Here is a 21,102-nt window from a genome sequence, read left to right as displayed (position 1 = left end):
GTGACAGCTGGTGTTCTGATCCAGGACGCAGGGCGACAGGCTCAGCCTTACGGCCAGGATCAGCCTTGGCGCAGCTCGGTCGTCGCGTCAACGACGATGACATGTGTCAGTGCCACGAAGGACAGGACCTGTCCTAACGCTCCGATACCCTCGGAACGTGGCAGAAACAACGGAGTCGGGTCAGCCGGTCACCGAGCAGTCGGGGCCCGAGGGCGATCTGCGCGAGGAGTGGACCGCCCTCGCCGAGGAGATTCGCGAGCACCAGTTCCGCTACTACGTCAAGGACGCGCCGGTCATCACCGACGGCGAGTTCGATCTGCTCCTGCGGCGTCTGCAGTCACTCGAGGACGCGCACCCGGAACTCGCGACCGCCGACTCACCCACCAAGCTCGTCGGTGGCGGCTTCTCGACGGCGTTCTCCCCGGTCGACCACCTCGAGCGAATGATGTCCCTGGACAACGTCTTCGACCACGACGAGATGCGCACCTGGGTCGACCGGGTGTTCGCCGACGCCGGGGCCAGGGCGGACTTCCTGTGTGAACTCAAGATCGACGGGGTGGCCCTCGCGCTGGTCTACCGCAACGGAGTCCTCGAGCGGGGTGTCACCCGTGGCGACGGCCGGACCGGCGAGGACGTGTCCCTCAACGCGCGCACCATCGACGACATCCCGATGCGACTGACCGAGTCCGCGGAGTACCCGATCCCCGACGTCCTCGAGGTGCGTGGTGAGGTCTTCTTCCGCGTGGAGGACTTCGAGGCGCTGAACGCCTCGCTCGTGGCGGAGGGCAAGGCGCCGTTCGCGAATCCGCGCAACTCGGCCGCAGGATCGCTACGCCAGAAGAACCCGCAGATCACGGCCCGTCGCAGGCTGCGGATGATCTGCCACGGCATCGGGCACACCGAGGGCTGGCGCCCGGCATCCCTGCACGACGCCTACCTGGCGCTCGGCGCGTGGGGTCTGCCGGTGTCCACGCACACCACCAAGGTGTCCGGCGCCGAGGAGATCATCGACAAGATCACCTACTGGGGCGAGCACCGCCACGACGTCGAGCACGAGATCGACGGCATCGTGGTCAAGGTCGACGACTTCGGGGTGCAGCGACGCCTCGGTTCCACCTCGCGGGCGCCGCGGTGGGCGATCGCCTACAAGTACCCGCCCGAGGAAGCCACCACCAAGCTCTCCGACATCCAGGTCAACGTCGGGCGCACCGGCCGCGTCACCCCTTTCGCGGTCCTCGAACCCGTGCTCGTCGCCGGGTCCACGGTCTCGCGTGCGACCCTGCACAACGGTTCGGAGGTCAAGCGCAAGGGCGTGCTGATCGGCGACACCGTCACCATCCGCAAGGCGGGCGACGTGATCCCCGAGGTCCTCGGGCCCGTCGTCGATCTACGCGACGGCACCGAGGTCGAGTTCGAGATGCCGGAGCTGTGTCCGGCATGCCAGACGCCGCTGCGACCGGAGAAGGAGAGCGACGCAGACCTCCGCTGCCCGAACCAGGAGAGCTGCCCGGCTCAGCTGCGCGAGCGGCTCTTCCATCTCGCCGGCCGGGGCTCCTTCGACATCGAGGCGCTCGGTTACGAAGCCGCGTCGGCCCTGCTGTCGGCGGGTGTGCTCACCAACGAGGGTGATCTCTTCTCGCTGACCGCCGACGATCTGGTCCGCACCGACCTGTTCACCACCAAGGCGGGGGCGCTCTCGGCGAATGGCAAGAGGCTGCTGGCGAACCTCGACAAGGCCAAGGACGTGGCGTTGTGGCGCGTGCTGGTCGGGCTGTCGATCCGCCATGTCGGGCCCACCGCGGCCCGGGCCCTGGCCACCGAGTTCGGTTCGCTCGAGGCGATCGAGGCCGCCGACATCGACCAGCTCGCCGGCGTCGAAGGGCTGGGGATGACCCTCGCGCAGTCCATACACGACTGGTTCACCGTCGACTGGCATCGGGACATCGTCGAGAAGTGGCGCGCCGCAGGCGTTTCCATGGAAGACGAGCGGGACGAGTCGATCCCGCGGACCCTCGAGGGCAAGACGATCGTCGTGACCGGATCGCTGGTGGACTTCTCGCGCGACGGCGCCAAGGAGGCCATCCTGCAGCGCGGCGGCAAGGCGTCGGGTTCGGTGTCGAAGAAGACCGACTACGTGGTGGTGGGGGAGTCGCCGGGCACCAAGGCCGACAAGGCCGAACAGCTCGGCGTGCCGGTGCTGGACGAGGACGCGTTCAAGAAATTGCTGGAGACCGGCAGCCCGGAGTGACCGATCAGGCCAGTGCGGCCTCGAACGCTCGGTAGGCGCGCTGGTCGAAGAGGACGAACCGGACCTCCTCGATCGAGGTGTCCGGCACCGCGGCACGGACCGTGTCGACCGCCTTGCGGGCGCCGTCCTCCATCGGCCAGCCGTAGACGCCGGTCGAGATCGCCGGGAAGGCGATCGTGGTGGCCCCGAGTTCGGTTGCGACACGAAGTGATTCGCGGTAGCAGGAGACGAGGAGGGTGGAGCGGTCCTCGTCGTAGGAGTGGACCGGTCCGACGGTGTGGATGACCCAGCGCGCAGGCAGGTCTCCCGCGGTGGTGGCCACCGCCTCGCCGACCGGCAGTCCGCGGCGGTAGGCGCCCGCGCGTAGCTCCTTGCACTCCGCGAGGATCGCCGGGCCGCCGCGCCGGTGGATCGCGCCGTCGACCCCGCCGCCACCGAGCAGGGTGGAATTGGCGGCATTGACGATCGCGTCGACGGACTGCGTCGTGATGTCGCCCTGAACCAGCGTGATGGACGTCATATGTCCATGATGCCCGACGACCGTCGGGACTAACTCTCGGCGCGTAGGACGGTGCTGACGATCCCGGCGAGGTAACCGAGCCGGGCGACCTCCGACGGCCGGAAGTCCGGCCCGCCGATGCGTCCGAGCAGGATCGCCTTCGACTCCGAACCCAGCGGCGCCGCGGCAAGGCGGGTGTCCATCTCCTGCCACGCACCCGGAACCCAGTCACCCTCGGCGTCGAGCTCGGTGGCTCTCTCCAGAGGAAGCCAGTCGGCCCTGGTCAACGGGGTCTCCGGGGCTCCCGATGAGCCGAAGAGTTGCAGCACGCCGCCGCTGGCGGGGGTGATCACCATCGCCCACGAGACGCGCAGCACCCGAGGTGCGTTGTCCACCAGGACCTGTAGCCGGTCACGACCGGCGGTGGCCACCCGGTCGACCAGCTCGAGTTCGCGGTGGGTGTCCAGGACACCGGAGTAGGGCCGGATCGAGTCGACGCGGACACCGTTGACCTTCTCGGCCGCGGTGATCAGGCTGTCGGGAAGCGAACCGGGCGCCACCTCGACGACGAGATCGTCCACGGCGTAGCCGTTGCCGCGCTCGACGACCTCGAGTGACAGGATGTCTGCACCGACCGAGCCGAGCTGCACGGCGAGCACGCCGAGGCTGCCCGGCCGGTCTTCGAGGTAGACCCGCAACAGGTAGGACACGTGCGACATTCTCGCACCCGCGTGCGTGCCGCGCGCAGCGCCCGCGGCGCAACCGGTGGCTGGGGTGAGTCCCTCTCGTGGGTTCCCATAGTCTGGAGACGTTGTGCGAGCCGTGTCTACGACGCGATGAGGCGAGCACAGATGACGACAGACGAACGAACAGTGATGTGAGGAAGGACGCTGCAGTGGCTGGCGAACCGAAGTCCATATCGCGGGATGAGGTCGCGCATCTGGCGCGATTGTCACGACTGGCCCTGAGCGAGGACGAACTCGATGTCTACGCCGAGCAGCTGGACTCGATCCTGACTCACGTCGCGTCGGTGTCGGAGGTGGCAGCCGACGACGTGCCCGGTACCGCTCACCCGGCCGAACTCGCGAATGTGCTGCGTCCGGATGTCGTGGTCCCCGGGCTGACGACCGACGCCGCCCTGTCCGGTGCACCGGCGGTGGAGCAGGACCGTTTCGCCGTCCCGCAGATCCTGGGAGAAGAACAGTGAGTCCCGAGGCCAGTGCCGCAACCCCGCGTCCCGCTGGTGATCTGACCGGGTTGTCCGCCGCCGAACTCGCCACCAAGATCGGCGCGCGCGAGGTCAGCTCGGTGGAGGTCACCCAGGCCCACCTCGACCGCATCGCCGAGATCGACGACCAGCTCGGCGCGTTCCTGCATGTGAGCGGTGCCGAAGCGCTGGTCGCCGCCAAGGCGGCCGACGATGCGATCGCCGCCGGCGAGACCCCATCGGCGCTCGCGGGTGTGCCCATCGCACTCAAGGACGTCTTCACCACCACCGACGCGCCGACGACCTGCGGCTCCAAGATCCTCGAGGGATGGGTTCCGCCCTACGACGCAGCGGTCACCGAACGTCTTCGCGCCGCGGGCATCCCGATCCTGGGCAAGACCAACATGGACGAGTTCGCCATGGGCAGCTCGACCGAGAACTCGGCGTACCAGTTGACCCGGAACCCGTGGGATCTCACCAAGATCCCGGGCGGCTCGGGTGGCGGTAGCGCGGCGGCACTGGCGTCGTACGAGGCCCCGCTGGCGATCGGTACCGACACCGGCGGCTCCATCCGCCAGCCGGCCGCGGTCACCGCGACCGTCGGCGTCAAGCCGACCTACGGCACCGTCTCGCGCTACGGCCTCGTCGCCTGCGCGTCGTCGCTCGACCAGGGCGGCCCGTGTGGCCGCACGGTTCTCGACACCGCGATGCTGCACGAGGTCATCGCCGGGCACGACCCGCGCGACTCGACGTCGATCAACGTCCCGGTCCCCAACGTCGTCGCGGCCGCCCGCGAGGGCGCCGAGCAGGACCTCAAGGGCGTGAAGATCGGTGTCGTCACCGAACTGCAGGGCGAGGGTTACCAGTCGGGCGTACTCGACTCCTTCCACCAGGCGGTGAAGTTGCTCACCGAGCGTGGCGCCGAGGTCATCGAGGTGAGCTGCCCGCACTTCACCTACGCGCTCGGCGCGTACTATCTGATCCTTCCGTCGGAGGTGTCGTCGAACCTCGCACGGTTCGACGCGATGCGCTACGGGTTGCGTGTCGGCGACGACGGTTCGCATTCCGCCGACGAGGTCATGGCGCTGTCCCGCGAAGCCGGTTTCGGCCCAGAGGTCAAGCGCCGCATCATGATCGGCACCTACGCCTTGTCGTCGGGTTACTACGACGCGTACTACGGTCAGGCGCAGAAGGTCCGCACCCTGATCTCGCGCGACTTCGCCACGGCCTTCGAGAAGGTGGACGTGCTGATCTCGCCGACCACGCCGACCACCGCGTTCCCGATCGGGGAGAAGGTCGACGATCCGCTCGCGATGTACCTGTTCGACCTGTGCACGCTGCCGGTGAACCTCGCCGGCATCGGCTCGATGTCGGTGCCCTCGGGCCTGTCGGTCGATGACGGGATGCCCGTCGGTCTGCAGATCATGGCTCCCGCCCTCGCCGACGACCGCCTGTACCGGGTCGGCGCCTCCTACGAAGCGGCTCGCGGCCCGATCGTCTGACCGGCACTGCACGGCTCATCGGTGTGCCGGCCGGCGGACCGTCAGCCGCGCAACGGATGTGGCGGCCCGGCCTGTTCCGACCCGTATCGGTGGCCGACGCCGGCCGCCCCGTCGAGCGCGCCGAGCAGGTCGATGCTCGTCTGCACGAAGCTGACCACGGGTAGCCACGGTGCGTCGGGCACCCGCGGACCACGGATGTGGGTGTCGCCGGTCGCCCGGTGCGGTCGCCACAGTTCGGCGAACGACCAGCGCACGACCGGATCGCTGGAATTGGCGAGGACCGCTCGCGGGGTACGGGACACCGCGGCGACGGTGCCCGCCGGCGGCGCGACCAGCACGGTCTCGTCGAGCAGCGCGGGATGTTCGTTCTCCAGCCACACCCGGGCGGCGTCGGCACCCACGGCGCCGAGACTCTGCCCGTAGAGAACCACTCGCGGACGTTCGTGCTCGGGCACACGATCCAGTACGGTCGCCAGCGCCGACACCACGGCGATCGCCGATTCCGCGGCCCTGGTCCGGTCGGACAGGAAGGCCTGCCAGGACGGCACCTGGGCGTACGGGAGGGTGAGAACCCGGACATCGTCGGCGAAACGGCTGGCGTAACCGTCGACGGCTGCGGAATCGACCCACCCCGATCCGGTCGGCACCGCGACCACGACCGCGCGCGCCGAGGGTCCGTCCGACACCGCCCACGTCCGCGTCAGTTCCGCTGCGGCATCGTCGAATCGGCCGTCCCTGAGCTCGCCGCGCAGCACGATACCCGAATCCTGCTGCGCCGACGACGAGACCGGCAACGGCTGCCCGTCGGCCCCGGCGTCGGCGGGCGCCAGCAATCCGGCCGTGAGTGCGAGGCCACCGGCAGCGGCCATCGCGGTGATCCGCGGGACGGCCACGATCGCCGCCACGATCAGCGCGGACGGCAACGCCGCCGCAGCGCACCACCCGAGACCCGCGGGTGCGGCGTCGACCGCCGACCGGATGAGGTTCTGCCACCAGAGCGCTACGCCGACCGCGCATCCGAGGATCACCACGCACGAGCCGAAGACGACGCGTCGGGCCTGTTCCTCCGGCTGCCGACGGGTACGCCGCGCGAGAATCATGCCGGTGCACGCTCCCAAAGCGCTGAGCACAACGGTCAGGATCGCCGTCGTCGTCGCGTCGCGTGGCAGTGTGCCCGGGTAGAGCGCGACGAGGTGACCGAGCGTGGCGGTGACACTGACGGCCGGGTGCGGCCACGATCGGAAAGTGCTGTCGCGCAACCACCGCGCGTCCCGGTGCGACGTCATCGCCGCACCTCGTACTCGTCGGGGTCGACCAGGGCGCGCTCGATGGTCGTGCCGACCAGCGCGGGCAGCGACTCGCCCCGGGCCGGGGGACCGCCGTACTGACGCCAGGTGTTCCACGCCAGCCCGATGCGGGCCCCGTGCGCGGCGATCGTGCAGGCGGGCGAGCCGCAGGAGGCGTACATCCGGTCGATCAGCATGCGGTCCAGCGCGATCCGGGCCCACGCGCCGAGCGGTGCACCGTCTCGCTCGGCCACCCGCAGCAGGTCGTAGCCGAGATCATGGGTGCGACACAGGGATGTGAACTGCGCCGGCAGGGGGACCGGTGACGAGCAGTCCCCGTCCGGGTCGACCGGGTATCCGTCGACGATCCGGGGCGAGTATCCCTGCGCCACGACGAAGGTCGGAGGAAGGAGCGTCACCGCGGTGGCCGGGTGCGGTCCCACGAGGGCGACGACCACGGCCGCGTAGGGGTTGTGCGCATCGTCCGATGGCGCCGCCACCGACGTGCTCGTCGCTCTGAGAAGCGGACCCGCCACGGCGTGCGCGGTCGAGACCCACTGCCCGGCGAGGAGCGCGGTGAGGGTGAGCATCGCGGCCCACCAGTGCGAGCGCCGCCGGCGGCCCGGTGCGAAGGAATCGAGGGAACCGTGGAAGCCGTTGTCCGAAGGTGGTTTTCGGAAGTCCTGTGATCCGGTCATGGTCATCGACGCTATGAGGTCGGACCCGACCGGCACATCGCTCCGCGGAGCCGTCCGAGGTCGTCCCCAGGCCGGTCCGCCGGCGCCGGACCCGTACGCCGGTATCGGGTCGTCTCCCTCGAAAGTATGAGGTCTTCGGGTGGTCGACGGGCCTAGGGTGAGTGCATGTTCGGATACCGTAAGAAGCTCCGCGCGGTGGGGGCGTCCTCACTGGAATGGGTGTCGACCGCACCCGTGGCCCAGGACCCCGCGGTGCGGCACTACTTCTCGTCGCGCCTGAACTGGTTCTTCCTGTTCGTGGCGCTCGTCATGTACTCGGTCGCCTGGCCGACACTGCCCATCACCCACTCCATGCCGGTGTTCGTGCTCCCCGTGGTCGCCGCCTTCGCCGCCCTGCCGATCGCCCTCGCGTGGTCGGCCCCGCTGCTGGGATGGGCGATCTCGGTGGTCTCCGCGCAACTGATCGGCATCGTCGTCCCGGTTCGGGGTACGTGGGAGCTGACGATCCAGGTGACCCATCTCATCGAACTGCTGGTCCTCACGTTCATGGCCTTTCTCAAGTGCCCGCTGCGGTGGATTCCGGTGGTCTGGGTCTCGACCTCCATCGTCATCGCGTTCGCCGTGCAGCCGACCGCGCGCGTCGGGTGGGTCTTCGGGATCTCCGTGCTCGCGGTCGTGGTCGCGTTGTTGCGCGGCCTGATGGCCTCCCGCCGGCAGCTGGCGGTTCGCACCGAGCAGACCGAGGCCGCCGAAGCAGAGGCAGCCGTTCTCCAGGAGCGGGCACGCATCGCCCGGGACCTGCACGACGTGGTCGCTCACCGGATGTCGATGGTGGTGGTGATGTCGCAGACCGCGAGATATCGCCTGCCGGATGTGAGTCCCTCGGCCGCAGCGGAATTCGACGCGATCGCCGACGCGGCACGTACGTCCCTCGATGAGGTCCGGCAACTGCTCGGGGTCCTGCGCGTCGAGGGTACGGACGCCTCGCCGGCACCGAATCCGGGCCTGGGCGAACTCGATTCGCTGGTCGCCGAGACACGACGCGCCGGCGCCGAGGTCGCGCTCGTACTCGACGTCGACGCGGACGAGGTCGGTGAATCGGCTGCCCTGGTGATCTATCGAATCGTGCAGGAGTCGCTGGCCAACGCGACCCGACACGCCCCCGGCGGACGCGTGGACGTCGAGGTGTCGCGGACCGACGACGGCCTCGTCGACGTCGCCGTCGTCAACACTGCCGCGACCGCCGAGCCGCTGCAGATCGGTGGGAGCGGTGTGGGTATCCCCGGGATGATCGATCGTGCTCAGGCAGTGGGCGGTTCGCTCATCGCCTCGCCGACCCCGGCCGGGGGATTCGAGGTACGCGCCCGAATCCCGGCGTCGCCGCGACGTGAGGTCGTCGTTCCCGAGCCGATCGTGACCTCGTCGGGTTCCGGTGAGCCGCGGTCGCGACGACGGTAGCGTAACGGCGTGCCGATCACCGTAGTCATCGCAGATGACCAGGCCATGGTGCGTCAGGGCTTTTCGGCTCTGCTCGCCGCGCAGCCCGATCTCTCGGTCCTCGGCGACGCCGCCGACGGGGTCGAGGCCGTCGAGGTGTGTCGCCGCGTCCGTCCCGACGTCGTCCTGATGGATGTGCGCATGCCGCGCAAGGACGGTTTGTGGGCGGCCGAACAGATCCTCGCGTCGTCGTCGGAACCGCCCACGCGTGTGCTGATGCTCACGACCTTCGACATCGACGACTACGTGTACGAAGCCCTGCGGATCGGTGCCTCGGGCTTCCTGCTCAAGGACGCACCCGCCGACGAGCTGGTGCGGGCGGTGCGGGTGGTGGCCGCGGGCGAGGCTTTGCTGGCGCCGTCGATCACGCGGCGCCTGATCACCGAGGTCACCGCCAACCGTCGTCGACCGTCGCGGGACGACAAGCTCGACACCCTGACCCCGAGGGAACGCGAGGTCCTCGATCTGGTGGCGGACGGCAAGTCCAACGCAGAGATCGGTGCCGACCTGTTCGTCACCGAACAGACGGTCAAGACGCACGTGAGCAGCCTCCTGAACAAACTCCGACTCCGGGACCGAGCCCAGGCGGTCGTGTTCGCCTACGAGAACGGCATCAAGTGATTTCGCGGCCAGCGCCCGGCTCACCGGGGCACTAGATTGGGGATGTTCGTGCCGCGTGCTCGGCACCGGCCGTGTCCCGGAGATGACGTCAAGGCTCCGGAGATGATGCAGGTTCGACGGATGACGACAGGGAGGGTGGTCTCACCAGATGGCCAAGAGGTTCGGCATTCTGACGTCCGGGGGAGACTGCCCCGGACTGAACGCGGTGATCCGCGGCGCAGTGCTCAAAGGTGAGACCGTGTACGGCCACGAGTTCGTCGGGTTCCGGGACGGCTGGGCCGGACTCGTCTACGGCGACATCGTCGAACTGAACCGGTCGACGGTACGCGGCCTGTCCAACCAGGGCGGCACCATCCTGGGCACGAGCCGGTTCGGTCCCTACTCCGAACCCGACGGCGGACCCGAGAACATCAAGAAGGTGCTGAAGAACCTCGAGATCGACGGCGTGATCGCGATCGGCGGCGAGGGCACAGCGGCGGCGTCGAAGAGACTGTTCGACGACGGCATCAACATCGTCGGGGTTCCCAAGACCATCGACAACGACATCGCCGCCACCGACTACACGTTCGGGTTCAACACGGCCGTGGAGATCGCCACCGAGGCCATCGACCGGCTTCGCACCACCGGCAATTCGCACAAGCGGTGCATGGTGCTCGAGGTGATGGGCCGCCACGCCGGCTGGATCGCCCTGCACTCCGGGATCGCGGGCGGCGCGCACGTGATCCTGATCCCGGAGAATCCGGAGAGCCTCGACCAGATCTGCGCCTGGGTCACCAGCGTCAAGTCGCGCGGCCGTTCACCGATGGTCGTCGTCGCCGAGGGCTTCACCCTCCCGGAGATGAAGGAGGCCCACTCCACCAAGGGCCTCGACGGCTTCAACCGCCCCCGGCTCGGCGGTGTGGCCGAGGTGCTCGCCCCGCTCATCGAGGAGCGGACCGGCATCGAGACCCGCGCCACCGTTCTCGGGCACATCCAGCGCGGCGGGGTGCCGTCGGCCTACGACCGGGTCCTGGCGACACGGATGGGGATGGCGACCGCCGACCTCGTCGCCGAGAAGGGCTGGGGGCAGATGGTCGCCCTGCACGGCACCGAGATCGCGCGGATCACCTTCGACGAGGCGCTCGGCGAACTCAAGACCGTGCCGCTGGATCAGTACAAGGAGATCCGGGTCATCTTCGGTTGAGCTCGGTGGCCGCGTCAGGCGACGGGCGCGGCCGTCGCGGCGGGCTCGCGCGGGATGATGATCCAGAGTGCCAGGTAGAGCAGCACCTGGGGTCCCGGCAGCAGCATCGACAGGATGAACAGGACGCGGACGAGCGTCGGGTCCCAGCCCCAGCGTTCGGCGATGCCGCCGCACACACCGCCCAGCCAGGAATTGGTGCGTGAACGCATCAGGCGTGGGCCCGTGTAGGCGGGTTGTGGGGTGGTCATCTCGTCCTCCTGGGTGGGCGTCCGTTGCGACGTTGTCCGTCGATGTCGTCGACGCTACGAGCGGGCGCACCTTTCCGGCATCGGTGATCACCCTGAACGTGCCCCTGGGATATCGCCGCATAAACTGACTGCCATGACTTCCGCAGCCGTCGACCTGTTGGACTACGACGACGTCCTCGCCGGTTTCGATCCGGTGATGGGCCTCGAGGTGCACGTCGAGCTGGGCACCGCGACCAAGATGTTCTGCGGGTGCCCCACCGAGTTCGGCGCCGACCCCAACACCCAGGTCTGCCCGGTGTGCATCGGCCTCCCCGGCTCGCTCCCGGTCGCCAACGCCAAGGCCATCGAGTCCGCGATCCGCATCGGCCTGGCACTCAACTGCGCCATCCGGCCGTCGAGTGTGTTCGCGCGGAAGAACTACTTCTACCCGGATCAGCCGAAGAACTACCAGATCTCGCAGTACGACGAGCCGATTGCCTACGACGGTTTCCTCGACGTCGTGCTCGGTGACGGCACCACATGGCGGGTGGAGATCGAGCGCGCCCACATGGAGGAGGACACCGGAAAGTCTCTGCACATCGGCGGGTCCACGGGCCGGATCCACGGGGCCAGTCACTCGCTGCTCGACTACAACCGCGCCGGCGTGCCGCTCGTCGAGATCGTCACGCGGCCCATCGAGGGTGCCGGGGAACGTGCGCCGGAGGTCGCCAGGGCGTATGTGTCGGCGTTGCGTGATCTGCTCAAATCGCTGGACGTGTCGGACGTGCGCATGGACCAGGGGTCGATGCGCTGTGACGTCAATCTGTCGCTGAAGACGAAGGACGCCACCGAATTCGGCACCCGCACCGAGACCAAGAACGTCAACTCGCTCAAGAGCGTCGAAGTGGCCGTCCGTTACGAGATGCGCCGCCAGGGCGCCATCCTGCGGGCCGGGGGTGAGATCGTCCAGGAGACGCGGCACTTCCACGAGACCGACGGCACCACCTCGGCCGGCCGTCGCAAGGAGACCGCGGAGGACTACCGCTACTTCCCGGAGCCGGATCTGCCGCCGGTGCAGCCGGACTCGGCGTGGATCGAGGAACTCCGAGCGACCCTGCCGGAACTGCCGTGGCTGCGTCGTGCCCGCATCCAGGAGGAGTGGGGAGTGTCCGACGAGGTGATGCGTGACCTCGTCAACGTCGGCGCGGTCGACCTCATCATCGCCACCGTCGACGCCGGGGCATCACCCGAGGCCGCACGCGGATGGTGGGTGTCCTTCCTTGCGCAGCAAGCGAACTCGCGTGGAGTCGAACTCGCCGACCTGCCCATCACGCCCGGCCAGGTCGCCGAGATCATCGGGATGGTCGACGAGGGCAAGCTCACCACCAAGCTCGCGCAGCAGGTCGCGACCGCCGTCCTCGACGGTGCGGGTGAACCCGCACAGATCGTCGCCGACCGCGGTCTCGAGGTGGTTCGCGACGACTCCGCTCTCCAGAAGGCCGTCGACGACGCCCTCGCCGCGAACCCCGACATCGCCGAGAAGATCCGCGGCGGAAAAGTCCAGGCCGCCGGCAAGATCGTCGGCGATGTCATGAAAGCGACTCGCGGACAAGCAGACCCGGCTCGCGTGAAAGAACTGGTCATCGCGGCCTGTTCCTGACGGCTGACCGCGGAACTCCCGCTCCCTGAGGAGCGAGCTTCGCCCCGCTCCCTGATCCGAATGGGCAATAAGTCCATTGCTCCCTGATTCGAGTGAGCTGCAGGTCCTTTGCTCCCTGATTCGAGTGAGCTGCAGGTCCTTTGCTCCCTTCAGTGTCAGGGTTGTGGAGCCACGTGAGTGGTGATTGGGTTTCGTCCACCAGGTGTTTGGCTCTCTTGCTCCCTGCCACCCCTGCTGGGTTGGTGTTGCCTCATCGTGCCGACATCTGGTGTGACGGACCGGCCGGCGTGACTTGATAGGAGCGTGGCAGCGCCCCTCCACTGAAGTATGTCCACCGACCGGCCCGACTGTCCGCCCACCCTGTGACAGGAAGGCAAGCTCCATGATCGTCATCGGTGCTGATGTTCACAAGCGCTCCCACACCTTTGTCGCCGTCGATGACGTCGGCCGCAAACTCGGATCCACGGTCGTACCCACAACGACCGCCGGTCATCACACAGCACTGCGCTGGGCCAACGAGACGTTCGGTCACGAACTGCTCTGGGCCATCGAGGACTGTCGCAACATGTCCGCCCGCCTCGAACGCGACCTACTCGGCGCAAAGCAGAAGGTCGTGCGGGTCACCCCGCGGTTGATGGCCGAACACCGCCGTACCGGGCGTGAACGTGGTAAGTCCGATCCCATCGACGCGTTGGCTGTGGCGCGGGCCGCCGCCCGTGAACCTGATCTGCCGGTGGCCTCCCACGATGAGGTGTCGTATGAGGCCAAGGCGTTGGTGGACTATCGGGAAACCCTTGTGCGGGAACGCACGTCGAAGATCAACCGGGTGTTGTGGCGGGTGCATCAACTCGACCCCGAATACCACATTCCTCGGGGCGGGTTGACGCTGAACAAACACCAGAACAACCTCGCGGCGTGGCTGGTCGACCGCCCCGGGATCGATGCCCGACTGGCCCGCCACGAGGTCGCCGCGATCATCGCGTTGACCGCTGAGATCAAACAGGTCACCCGCGAGATCACCACCCTGGCGCGCGACGCCGTGCCGACGTTGATGGCGATGCCCGGTTGCGCGGAACTGACCGCGGCGAAACTACTCGGCGAATCCGCCGGCATCACTCGCTTCGGTACCGAGGCGCAGTTCGCCCGGAACGCCGGTGTCGCACCCGTGCCGGTGTGGTCAGCCAACCCCGGCCGCCACCGCCTGACCCGCTCAGGGAACAGACAGCTCAACGCCGCCCTGCACCGGATCGCTTTGACTCAAGCCCGCATGCCCGAGTCCCTCGGCCACACCTACTACCAACGCAAACGCGACGAAGGCAAAACCAAACGCGAAGCCATGCGCTGCCTCAAACGACGTCTGGCCCGCGTCGTCTACAACAACCTCACCCTCGACCACCACAACCGCACAACCCCACAACAAGACGCCGCTTGACATAGGAGCTATGAGGTGCGAGGAGCGATAGCGACGAGCCACGAAGGGCTTGGTGACGCAGGTTTCGGAGCCCTTCGCGGCTCGCTTCGCTCGCACCTCAGGGAGCAGAAGGTGGCCGCTTCGCTCGCACCTCAGGGAGCAATGGGGCGCTTCGCTCGCACCTCAGGGAGCGGTTGGGGCCGCTATAGCTCCTCGCACCTCGGGGACAGAGGGTGTGCGGGTCCGCGGTAACTGAGAGCAGAGCTCACGTCCGGTCGTTGCCGCCCCCGGCGGGCAGGAAGCGGAACACGCGGTCGTCGGTGGGCTTCGGTGTCCCCACTTCTTTGTTGACGGTCGCCACCTGCAGCAACCCGTTGGGCAGCGCGGCCATCCGGCCGAGTGCGCCGTACCGGCGCTCGAGCACGACGGCCGGTGCGGTGATCGTCGGCTCCTCACGCGTCGGCTCGTTGATGGCCTCGATGCGCTGCGTCCGCGTCGTCGACACGAAGATGCTGCCGGCGGCGACACCGCACCCGGCGATCTGTGGCCGGTCGGGCCAGGTCCACAGCACCTTGGGTCCACCTTCTTCGAGCACCTGCACGCGATCCTCGGTGGCCGTCTGGTCGGCGACGTAGACGGTCCCGGTGGAAGCGTTGGGGCACAACGACACCGTGGACCCGAAACCGGACGCGAGGATCGCCGGACGGGGACTCGCGCCCGAGGTGAACGAGGTGACCAGCAGCACCTTGCCGGCAAGCGAAGACGGATCGTCGGCGGCCGCGGGATTCCCGGCATTGCCAGTGGCGACCACGAGTTCGGTCGGCGACCGGAAGTACATCGCGCCCATGTTCCCGGTGGCGCCCTTCGGGATGCCGGTGAGGATCGGCTTGGGCACGTCACCCGGCGCCAGGCGGACGATCCGATTGTCCGACGGGGTCGTGATGTAGGCGTAGATCAACCGGTCCTGGGAGTAGGTGGGGGAGAAGGCGAAATCGATCAGACCGCCGTCACCGGACGCGTCGACCGGCGCCTCGCCCAGGGTCCGGGCAGGACCGTAGCGCTTGGTGGTGAGGATCTTTCCGGTCGTGCGTTCGGCGACGACCGTCACCTCGCCCTGCTCGTCGCCGGGCATCACACCGCCGGTCGACGCGAGGCAGGTGGCGATGACCGCGGGGTCGGGGTCGACGCACGGACCGGTCGGCGGCGGCTGTGTCTCCCGAGGGGTCTCGGGGGGCGGAGTCGGCTCGGGCTGGCCGCTCGGCCGGTTGTTGGGGCTGAACGCGCCGGCCTCGCGCTGGTTGTCCTGCGCGGTGAAATCCGCACAGCCGCCGACCAGGACGACCACCGCGGTCAGCACCGTCAGCAGGGTGCGCCAGCGAACCCGTACCCGTCGATCCGCCGAGGCGGGTGAACTCGGCCGGCCGGCATGACCGCGCGTGCCCGTCGGGCGCCCCTTCCACATGGCGTCCACAGTAGTGGTGCCCCGGCTCGTGGTGCCCGAGCGTGGTGCCCCGACTCACCCCGCCGGGGTGCGAGGGCCGCGGTGCGCGAGCCTCTAGAGTCGGGCGTGTGAGCGAACGCGACACGTCGGGCACCAGCGGGCGCGACACACCGGCGACGAGTCCCTACGACGAACCGACCGGACAGATTCCGGTCCCGGGTGCCGGGGGTGGAGTGCCCGGCGCGGGAACCGGCCCGGGGGCCGCGCGTCCCGAGGCCGGTCCGCCGACACCACCGGCGGTGACCGACCGCGACGACTTCTACAACCGGCACGCCCGTCGGTCGCCGGCACCTTATTCGCGAGTGGACGACCTCGACGACCTCGATCCCGGCGACGTGGAGACCCGCCCCGCCGCCGCGGGGCCGCCGACGACCTCGAGGCCTGCCGCAACGCCCCCACGCTCCGCCGCACCGGCCCCGGGCCCCGCAGCGCCGGCGGACGACGATTTCGAGACCGTCCAGTTCGCGACGCCTCCCGGACCCGCACGTGTACAGCCCGCGGACGACGCGGTCACCACCCCTGAGCCCGCACTCCCGCCGGCCGGCACCGCGCGCTACGACTTCCTCGATGACGACGACGATGCGTCATCCCGCACCCGTGCCCGCGACGAGTCGGCGGCCACCGAGGTAGTGGACGACGAGCCTCGCGCGCGACGTCGGTTCGGCCGTCGCCGAACCGACGACGACACCGACGTCCGGCCGGACGCGGCGGCCGACGACGACCTGGAGGAAGCCCTCGCGAAGTCGCGGCGCGGCACGATCGACCTGGGTCTGCTGGTACTGCGCGTCGCGCTCGGCGGTCTGGTCGGCGCCCACGGGCTGCAGAAGCTCTTCGGACTGTGGAACGGCCCGCGACTCAGCGGATTCGAGTCGATGCTCGTCGACGCCGGGTTCACCGCCGACTATGCGCAGATCCTCGCGATCGTCGGCGCCCTGTCGGAGACGATCGGCGGACTCATGGTGATCCTCGGCCTCCTGACGCCGATCGGGGCGTCGGCGATCCTCGGCACGATGCTCGTCGCCGCGGCCTTCAAGATGTCGATGGCGGACGGCTTCTCGTTCTTCGCCGCTGCCGGCGGAGTCGAGTTCGAGCTCTTCCTCGCGGTGGCCGCGGCGGTCGTCATCCTGACCGGACCGGGTCTGTACTCGCTCGACTATCCCCGAGGCTGGGCGCGGCGGCCGTTCGTCGGCTCGTTCCTCTGGCTCATCGTCGGCGCGGCCGCGGCCGTCGCGGTCTGGGTGCTCGCGAACGGCAGCAATCCACTGGTGTGACCCGAGCGGACAACGAATGCGGGGTACGTGTCGGAATCCGACACGTACCCCGCATTCTGTGGTGAGGGGTCAGTCGACCTGACGCACCGCGCCCCGGTCGGCCGACGTCGCGAGCTTGGCATAGGCGCGCAGCGCGGTGGTGACCGTGCGCTGGCGGTCCTTCGGCTGCCACGGACGTTCGGAGGCCTCCATCTTGGCGCGGCGCTCGGCGAGCACGTCGTCGTCGACGAGGACCTCGAGACGGCGGGTCTTGACATCGATGAGGATCCGGTCGCCGTCCTCGACGAGCCCGATGGCACCACCCGACGCGGCTTCGGGAGACATGTGGCCGACCGACAGACCCGACGATCCGCCGGAGAACCGGCCGTCGGTGATGAGGGCGCACTTCTTGCCCATCCCGGTGCCCTTCATGAAGGCCGTCGGGTGGAGCATCTCCTGCATTCCGGGGCCGCCCGCGGGACCCTCGTAACGCACCACGAGGACCTCGCCGGCCTGGATGGTCTTGGACAGGATGACCTGGACGGCGTCCTCCTGGCTCTCGACGACGCGGGCCGGGCCCTCGAAGTGCCAGAGGTCCTCGTCGATGCCCGCGGTCTTCAGGACCGCCCCGTCGGGCGCGAGGTTGCCGCGGAGCACGCACAACCCGCCCTCGACGGTGTAGGCGTGCTCGAGGTCTCGGATGCATCCGCCCTCGGCGTCGGTGTCGAGCGAACTCCACCGGTTGGCCGTCGAGAACGGGGTGGTGGTGCGGACGCCGCCCGGTGCTGCGTGGAAGAGTTCGACGGCCTCGTCGATCGCCTTGCCGCCGCGGATGTCCCAGTCGTCGAGCGCCTGGGCCATCGTCGGGGTGTGGACGGTCGAGGCGGTGTCGTCGAGCAGACCCGCGCGCCGCAATTCGCCGAGGATGGCCGGGATTCCGCCTGCCCGGTGGACGTCCTCCATGTGGTAGTCGGAGTTCGGCGAGACCTTCGAGAGGCACGGGACGTTCCGGCTGATCTCGTCGATGACCGTGAGGTCGAAGTCGGCGACCTCGCCCTCCTGCGCGGCGGCGAGGATGTGCAGAACGGTGTTGGTCGAGCCGCCCATCGCGACGTCGAGTGCCATGGCGTTACGGAAGGCGGTCGGCGTCGCGATGTTCCTCGGGAGCACCGACGCGTCGTCGTCGCGGTACCAGCGCGTCGCGGCGTCGACGACGACGGTGCCGGCGCGCCGGAACAGGGCGCGACGTGCCTCGTGCGTGGCCAGGGTCGAGCCGTTGCCGGGCAGGGCGAGCCCGAGCGCCTCGGTCAAGCAGTTCATCGAGTTGGCGGTGAACATGCCCGAACACGATCCGCAGGTCGGGCATGCCGCCGCCTCGACCTCGCTCAGGCCCGCATCGTCGACGTCGCTGTTGGCCGACGCGGAGATGGTGGTGATCAGATCCGACGACGGGTGCGCGACATCGCCGACGACGACGGCCTTGCCGGCCTCCATCGGTCCGCCCGAGACGAACACGGTCGGGATGTTCAGGCGCATCGCGGCATTGAGCATGCCCGGGGTGATCTTGTCGCAGTTCGAGATACACACGAGCGCGTCCGCGGTGTGGGCGTTGACCATGTATTCGACAGAGTCGGCGATGATCTCGCGACTGGGCAGCGAGTAGAGCATGCCGCCGTGACCCATCGCGATGCCGTCGTCGACGGCGATGGTGTGGAACTCGCGAGGCACGCCACCGGCAGCCCGCACGGCCTCGGCCACGATGTCGCCGACATCCTTCAGATGCACGTGCCCCGGCACGAACTGGGTGTAGGAGTTGGCGATCGCCACGATCGGCTTGCCGAAATCGTCGTCGGTCATCCCGGTGGCGCGCCACAGGGAGCGGGCGCCGGCGGCTTCACGGCCGACGGTGGTGGTGCGTGACCTCAGGGCAGGCATGGCTTCCTCGAATCGATCGTCTGGCTCGGGTGGGCCCGGCGCGATCGGACGTGCGATGACGGACCGGCGCCGGACTCTTCGGCTCAACACCGCGACCCCGGGTGTTGTTTCCCACGGGCTGTGGCCGGGACGAGGCTGTGTTGACGGGCGCCGCCTCGCTGAGGGTGGGCGTGGGGGAGCGCCGAGAAGTCAGGCTACTCCGCCGTGACATGGGGGAACAAAACGATTCGGACGTGCCCGGCACGACCTCGCCGGCGCCGCGTCGCGGCGGTGTCAGATCCCCAGCACCGCTTTGGCGATCGAGAAGTAGACGAGGAGCCCGGTGGCGTCGCAGAACGTGGAGATGAACGGGGTGGAGAAGACCGCGGGATCGACGCGGATGGACTTCGCGACCAGCGGCATCACGCCGCCCACGGTCGCGGCCAGCGCGCACACCGACAGGATCGTCAAACCGATGACCACACCGATGTCGAGGCCGTATACGAGTGCGGCGACGGTGAAGCCGGCCAGTCCGAGCAGTGCGCCCATGGTCAGTCCGACGCGGACCTCCTTGGCGGCGACGCGGGCGACGTCGCGTGGGGCGACCTCCTCGGTGGCGAGTGCGCGGGTCACGGTCGTCGCCGCCTGCGAACCGGTGTTGCCGCCGATCCCGGTGAGCAGGGGGATGAACAGGGCCAGCGCGACCCGCTGTTCGAGGGTGCCCTCGAAGATCTCCAGGACGTTGACGGTGAGGATGGCCGACACCGCGAGGACGAACAGCCACACGATCCGGGCTCGGGTGATCGACAGGATGGAGGCGAACAGGTAGGGATCGCGGAGCGGTTCGCGCGCGCCGGCCCGAGCCTCGTCGGTGTCGCGGGCCTGCTCGACGACTTCGACGGCGTCGTCGATGGTCAGGACTCCGACCAGGCGCCGGTCGTTGTCGACGACCGGCATCGCGAGAATTCCGCGGTCCACGCACCGCTGCGCGGTGGCCTCGGCATCGTCGTCGGCATGCGCGAACATCGGTTTGTTCATCAGGTCGCGGACGGAGTCGGCGGGATCGGCCAGGAGGAGATCGCGCAGGCTGACCACACCGCACAGGGAACGGGAACCGTCGAGGACGGGGACGGTGTAGATCGTCTCCGCGGCGTGTCCGCGTTCGCGCACGCGAGCCAGGGCGTCGCCGGCCGATTCGTCCTCGCGCGCGTGGACGAACTCGGGACTCATCCGGCGCCCCACCGAACCTCTCGGATAGCCGAGGACGACGGCGGTCATGTCGCGTTCGGCGGGGGAGAGTTGCTGGATCAGCGACTTGGCGACTCCCGCGGGCAGCTCGTCCAGCAACTCGGCGCGGTCGTCGGGGTCGAGACGGTCGAAGGCGGCGGCCACCTCGGCGGTTCCGAGATCGTCGATGAGGCGGCGCTGCGAGCCGGCGGACAGGTCGTCGGACACCTCGACCGCGAGTTCCTTGGCCAGCAGGCGGAACGCGACCCCGCGGGATTTGTGGGGGAGCCGGTCGAGCAGGGCGGCGATGTCGCCCGCCGGCAGCGTTGACAGCATCGTCCCGGCGTCTGCGAGGCGTCCTGCCGAGATCAGTTCGTCGAGTTCACCGGCGTCGAGTGTTCGGGCGTGCTCCACGGCCGCACTCTATCGCCGCCACGCCGGGCGACGAGATGAGGGAACGAGATCAGAAGAAGGCGCGGCGGTGCTCTCCGATCGCGCGTGCCGCCGACGACTATTCGGCGGAACGGGCCGCCTCGAAGGGGTCCGGGATTCGACCGCCGCTGACGATCGACAACGCCGGGAGATCACGGAAACCGATGGCGGGCAGACGGACTCGACTGCCGTCGGTCAGCACCGCCCGCACCGAACTCCATTTCGGGAACTGCAGCCCCGCGACCTCCGGCCAGGCGATCTCGGTCGTGGAGAACATCCGGACGGCGCGCAGGCCGTCCTCGGTGACCACGGTCCGCAGCCGGTGGATCCACAGCCACAGCACCACCGGCACGACCAGGGCGAAGGTGAACCACGGAGAGGCGCCGACCAGCAGCACGACCACCAGGGCGACCATCGGGACCGTGAAGTAGGCGATCCGATTGATACGGAACGTCACCGGGTAGTCGAACGTGACGTCGTCGTCGGCCGGGGCCGTGCTGGTCTTCGGGTCTGTCGTGGCGGTCTTCGGGTCTGCGGGGTCGGTGGAATCTGTCGGCACCCGTCCATTGTGCCAACCTCGTCGGAGTCTCCCTGTCGACGGGTTCGTCGCGCCGGACCCGATGGGCACTGCGGAAGCGACCGGCACGACCTGTGCGTTCCCACAGTGTGGGACGGCATGGTCCGGAGTTTGACTCAGAACCGAACACAGTCCTACCGTGAACGCGTGATGCAGAACGGG

At 68.8% G+C, this 21,102-nt stretch carries 18 protein-coding genes; 9 read left to right on the top strand and 9 right to left on the bottom strand.

The genetic code is table 11. From position 1 onward, the window contains the following. Positions 1-157 precede the first annotated feature (157 nt). Positions 158-2,248, top strand: coding sequence for an NAD-dependent DNA ligase LigA (ligA, locus tag KTR9_RS17755; protein ID WP_014927512.1), 2,091 nt, complete (start codon positions 158-160; stop codon positions 2,246-2,248). Between the two features lie 4 nt (positions 2,249-2,252). Here ligA and KTR9_RS17750 read toward each other — a convergent pair whose 3' ends face one another. Together KTR9_RS17750 and KTR9_RS17745 are read right to left on the bottom strand one after the other, a co-directional pair. Further along, positions 2,253-2,768, bottom strand: coding sequence for an O-acetyl-ADP-ribose deacetylase (locus KTR9_RS17750; protein WP_014927511.1), 516 nt, complete (start codon positions 2,766-2,768; stop codon positions 2,253-2,255). A gap of 29 nt (positions 2,769-2,797) precedes the next feature. Next, positions 2,798-3,466: an amino acid-binding protein gene (locus tag KTR9_RS17745; protein ID WP_035717011.1), complete on the bottom strand. Its 669-nt coding sequence runs from the start codon at positions 3,464-3,466 to the stop codon at positions 2,798-2,800. A 176-nt stretch (positions 3,467-3,642) separates the two neighbouring features. Here KTR9_RS17745 and gatC point away from each other — a divergent pair, with 176 nt between their 5' ends. Beyond that, positions 3,643-3,954, top strand: a complete 312-nt coding sequence (gatC, locus tag KTR9_RS17740; RefSeq protein ID WP_010841341.1) for an Asp-tRNA(Asn)/Glu-tRNA(Gln) amidotransferase subunit GatC — start codon at positions 3,643-3,645, stop codon at positions 3,952-3,954. Then, positions 3,951-5,456, top strand: coding sequence for an Asp-tRNA(Asn)/Glu-tRNA(Gln) amidotransferase subunit GatA (gatA, locus tag KTR9_RS17735; RefSeq protein WP_014927509.1), 1,506 nt, complete (start codon positions 3,951-3,953; stop codon positions 5,454-5,456). The genes gatC and gatA overlap by 4 nt, the downstream gene beginning before the upstream one ends. 41 nt (positions 5,457-5,497) lie before the next feature. Here the strand turns inward: gatA and KTR9_RS17730 are convergent, their stop codons facing one another. Beyond that, positions 5,498-6,742, bottom strand: coding sequence for an alpha/beta-hydrolase family protein (locus KTR9_RS17730; protein ID WP_014927508.1), 1,245 nt, complete (start codon positions 6,740-6,742; stop codon positions 5,498-5,500). Continuing rightward, entirely contained in the window at positions 6,739-7,440 is a 702-nt protein-coding gene (locus tag KTR9_RS17725; protein WP_238553920.1) for a hypothetical protein, read from the bottom strand. Before KTR9_RS17725 ends, KTR9_RS17730 begins: the two co-directional genes overlap by 4 nt. A 165-nt stretch (positions 7,441-7,605) precedes the next feature. On the opposite strand from KTR9_RS17725, the gene KTR9_RS17720 reads away from it, so the two are divergent. The 3 genes from KTR9_RS17720 to KTR9_RS17710 all read left to right on the top strand — a co-directional run bounded on the left by KTR9_RS17720 (position 7,606) and on the right by KTR9_RS17710 (position 10,741). Next, positions 7,606-8,898: a sensor histidine kinase gene (locus KTR9_RS17720; RefSeq protein ID WP_010841337.1), complete on the top strand. Its 1,293-nt coding sequence runs from the start codon at positions 7,606-7,608 to the stop codon at positions 8,896-8,898. 9 nt (positions 8,899-8,907) lie between these two features. Continuing rightward, positions 8,908-9,558 carry a response regulator gene (locus KTR9_RS17715; protein ID WP_014927506.1) on the top strand — a complete coding sequence of 217 codons (651 nt, stop codon included), beginning with the start codon at positions 8,908-8,910 and terminating at the stop codon, positions 9,556-9,558. Between the two features lie 148 nt (positions 9,559-9,706). Then, entirely contained in the window at positions 9,707-10,741 is a 1,035-nt protein-coding gene (locus KTR9_RS17710; protein WP_014927505.1) for a 6-phosphofructokinase, read from the top strand. Between the two features lie 14 nt (positions 10,742-10,755). Here KTR9_RS17710 and KTR9_RS17705 read toward each other — a convergent pair whose 3' ends face one another. Further along, entirely contained in the window at positions 10,756-10,989 is a 234-nt protein-coding gene (locus tag KTR9_RS17705; RefSeq protein WP_010841334.1) for a PspC domain-containing protein, read from the bottom strand. Between the two features lie 133 nt (positions 10,990-11,122). On the opposite strand from KTR9_RS17705, the gene gatB reads away from it, so the two are divergent. Beyond that, entirely contained in the window at positions 11,123-12,628 is a 1,506-nt protein-coding gene (gatB, locus tag KTR9_RS17700; RefSeq protein ID WP_010841333.1) for an Asp-tRNA(Asn)/Glu-tRNA(Gln) amidotransferase subunit GatB, read from the top strand. A gap of 382 nt (positions 12,629-13,010) precedes the next feature. Then, positions 13,011-14,060, top strand: coding sequence for an IS110 family transposase (locus KTR9_RS17695; protein ID WP_014927480.1), 1,050 nt, complete (start codon positions 13,011-13,013; stop codon positions 14,058-14,060). Positions 14,061-14,304: 244 nt separating this feature from the next. On the opposite strand, the gene KTR9_RS17690 is transcribed toward KTR9_RS17695, so the two are convergent. Continuing rightward, complete coding sequence (locus tag KTR9_RS17690) at positions 14,305-15,501, bottom strand: PQQ-dependent sugar dehydrogenase (RefSeq protein WP_231632676.1); 1,197 nt, start codon at positions 15,499-15,501, stop codon at positions 14,305-14,307. A 107-nt stretch (positions 15,502-15,608) separates the two neighbouring features. Between KTR9_RS17690 and KTR9_RS17685 the strand changes: the two genes are divergently transcribed. Beyond that, positions 15,609-16,811 (top strand): DoxX family protein, encoded by a 1,203-nt coding sequence (locus KTR9_RS17685; protein WP_014927503.1) that lies wholly within the window; start codon positions 15,609-15,611, stop codon positions 16,809-16,811. Between the two features lie 69 nt (positions 16,812-16,880). Here KTR9_RS17685 and ilvD read toward each other — a convergent pair whose 3' ends face one another. The 3 genes from ilvD to KTR9_RS17670 all read right to left on the bottom strand — a co-directional run bounded on the left by ilvD (position 16,881) and on the right by KTR9_RS17670 (position 20,922). Next, positions 16,881-18,725 (bottom strand): dihydroxy-acid dehydratase, encoded by a 1,845-nt coding sequence (gene ilvD / locus KTR9_RS17680; protein ID WP_014927502.1) that lies wholly within the window; start codon positions 18,723-18,725, stop codon positions 16,881-16,883. 273 nt (positions 18,726-18,998) lie between these two features. After that, positions 18,999-20,345, bottom strand: a complete 1,347-nt coding sequence (mgtE, locus tag KTR9_RS17675) for a magnesium transporter (protein WP_014927501.1) — start codon at positions 20,343-20,345, stop codon at positions 18,999-19,001. Positions 20,346-20,442: 97 nt separating this feature from the next. After that, positions 20,443-20,922, bottom strand: a complete 480-nt coding sequence (locus KTR9_RS17670) for a PH domain-containing protein (RefSeq protein ID WP_010841328.1) — start codon at positions 20,920-20,922, stop codon at positions 20,443-20,445. Positions 20,923-21,102: the final 180 nt, after the last annotated feature.

This window comes from Gordonia sp. KTR9, assembly GCF_000143885.2.
Lineage (GTDB): Bacteria > Actinomycetota > Actinomycetes > Mycobacteriales > Mycobacteriaceae > Gordonia.
This window is presented reverse-complemented; position numbering and strand designations above follow the sequence as displayed.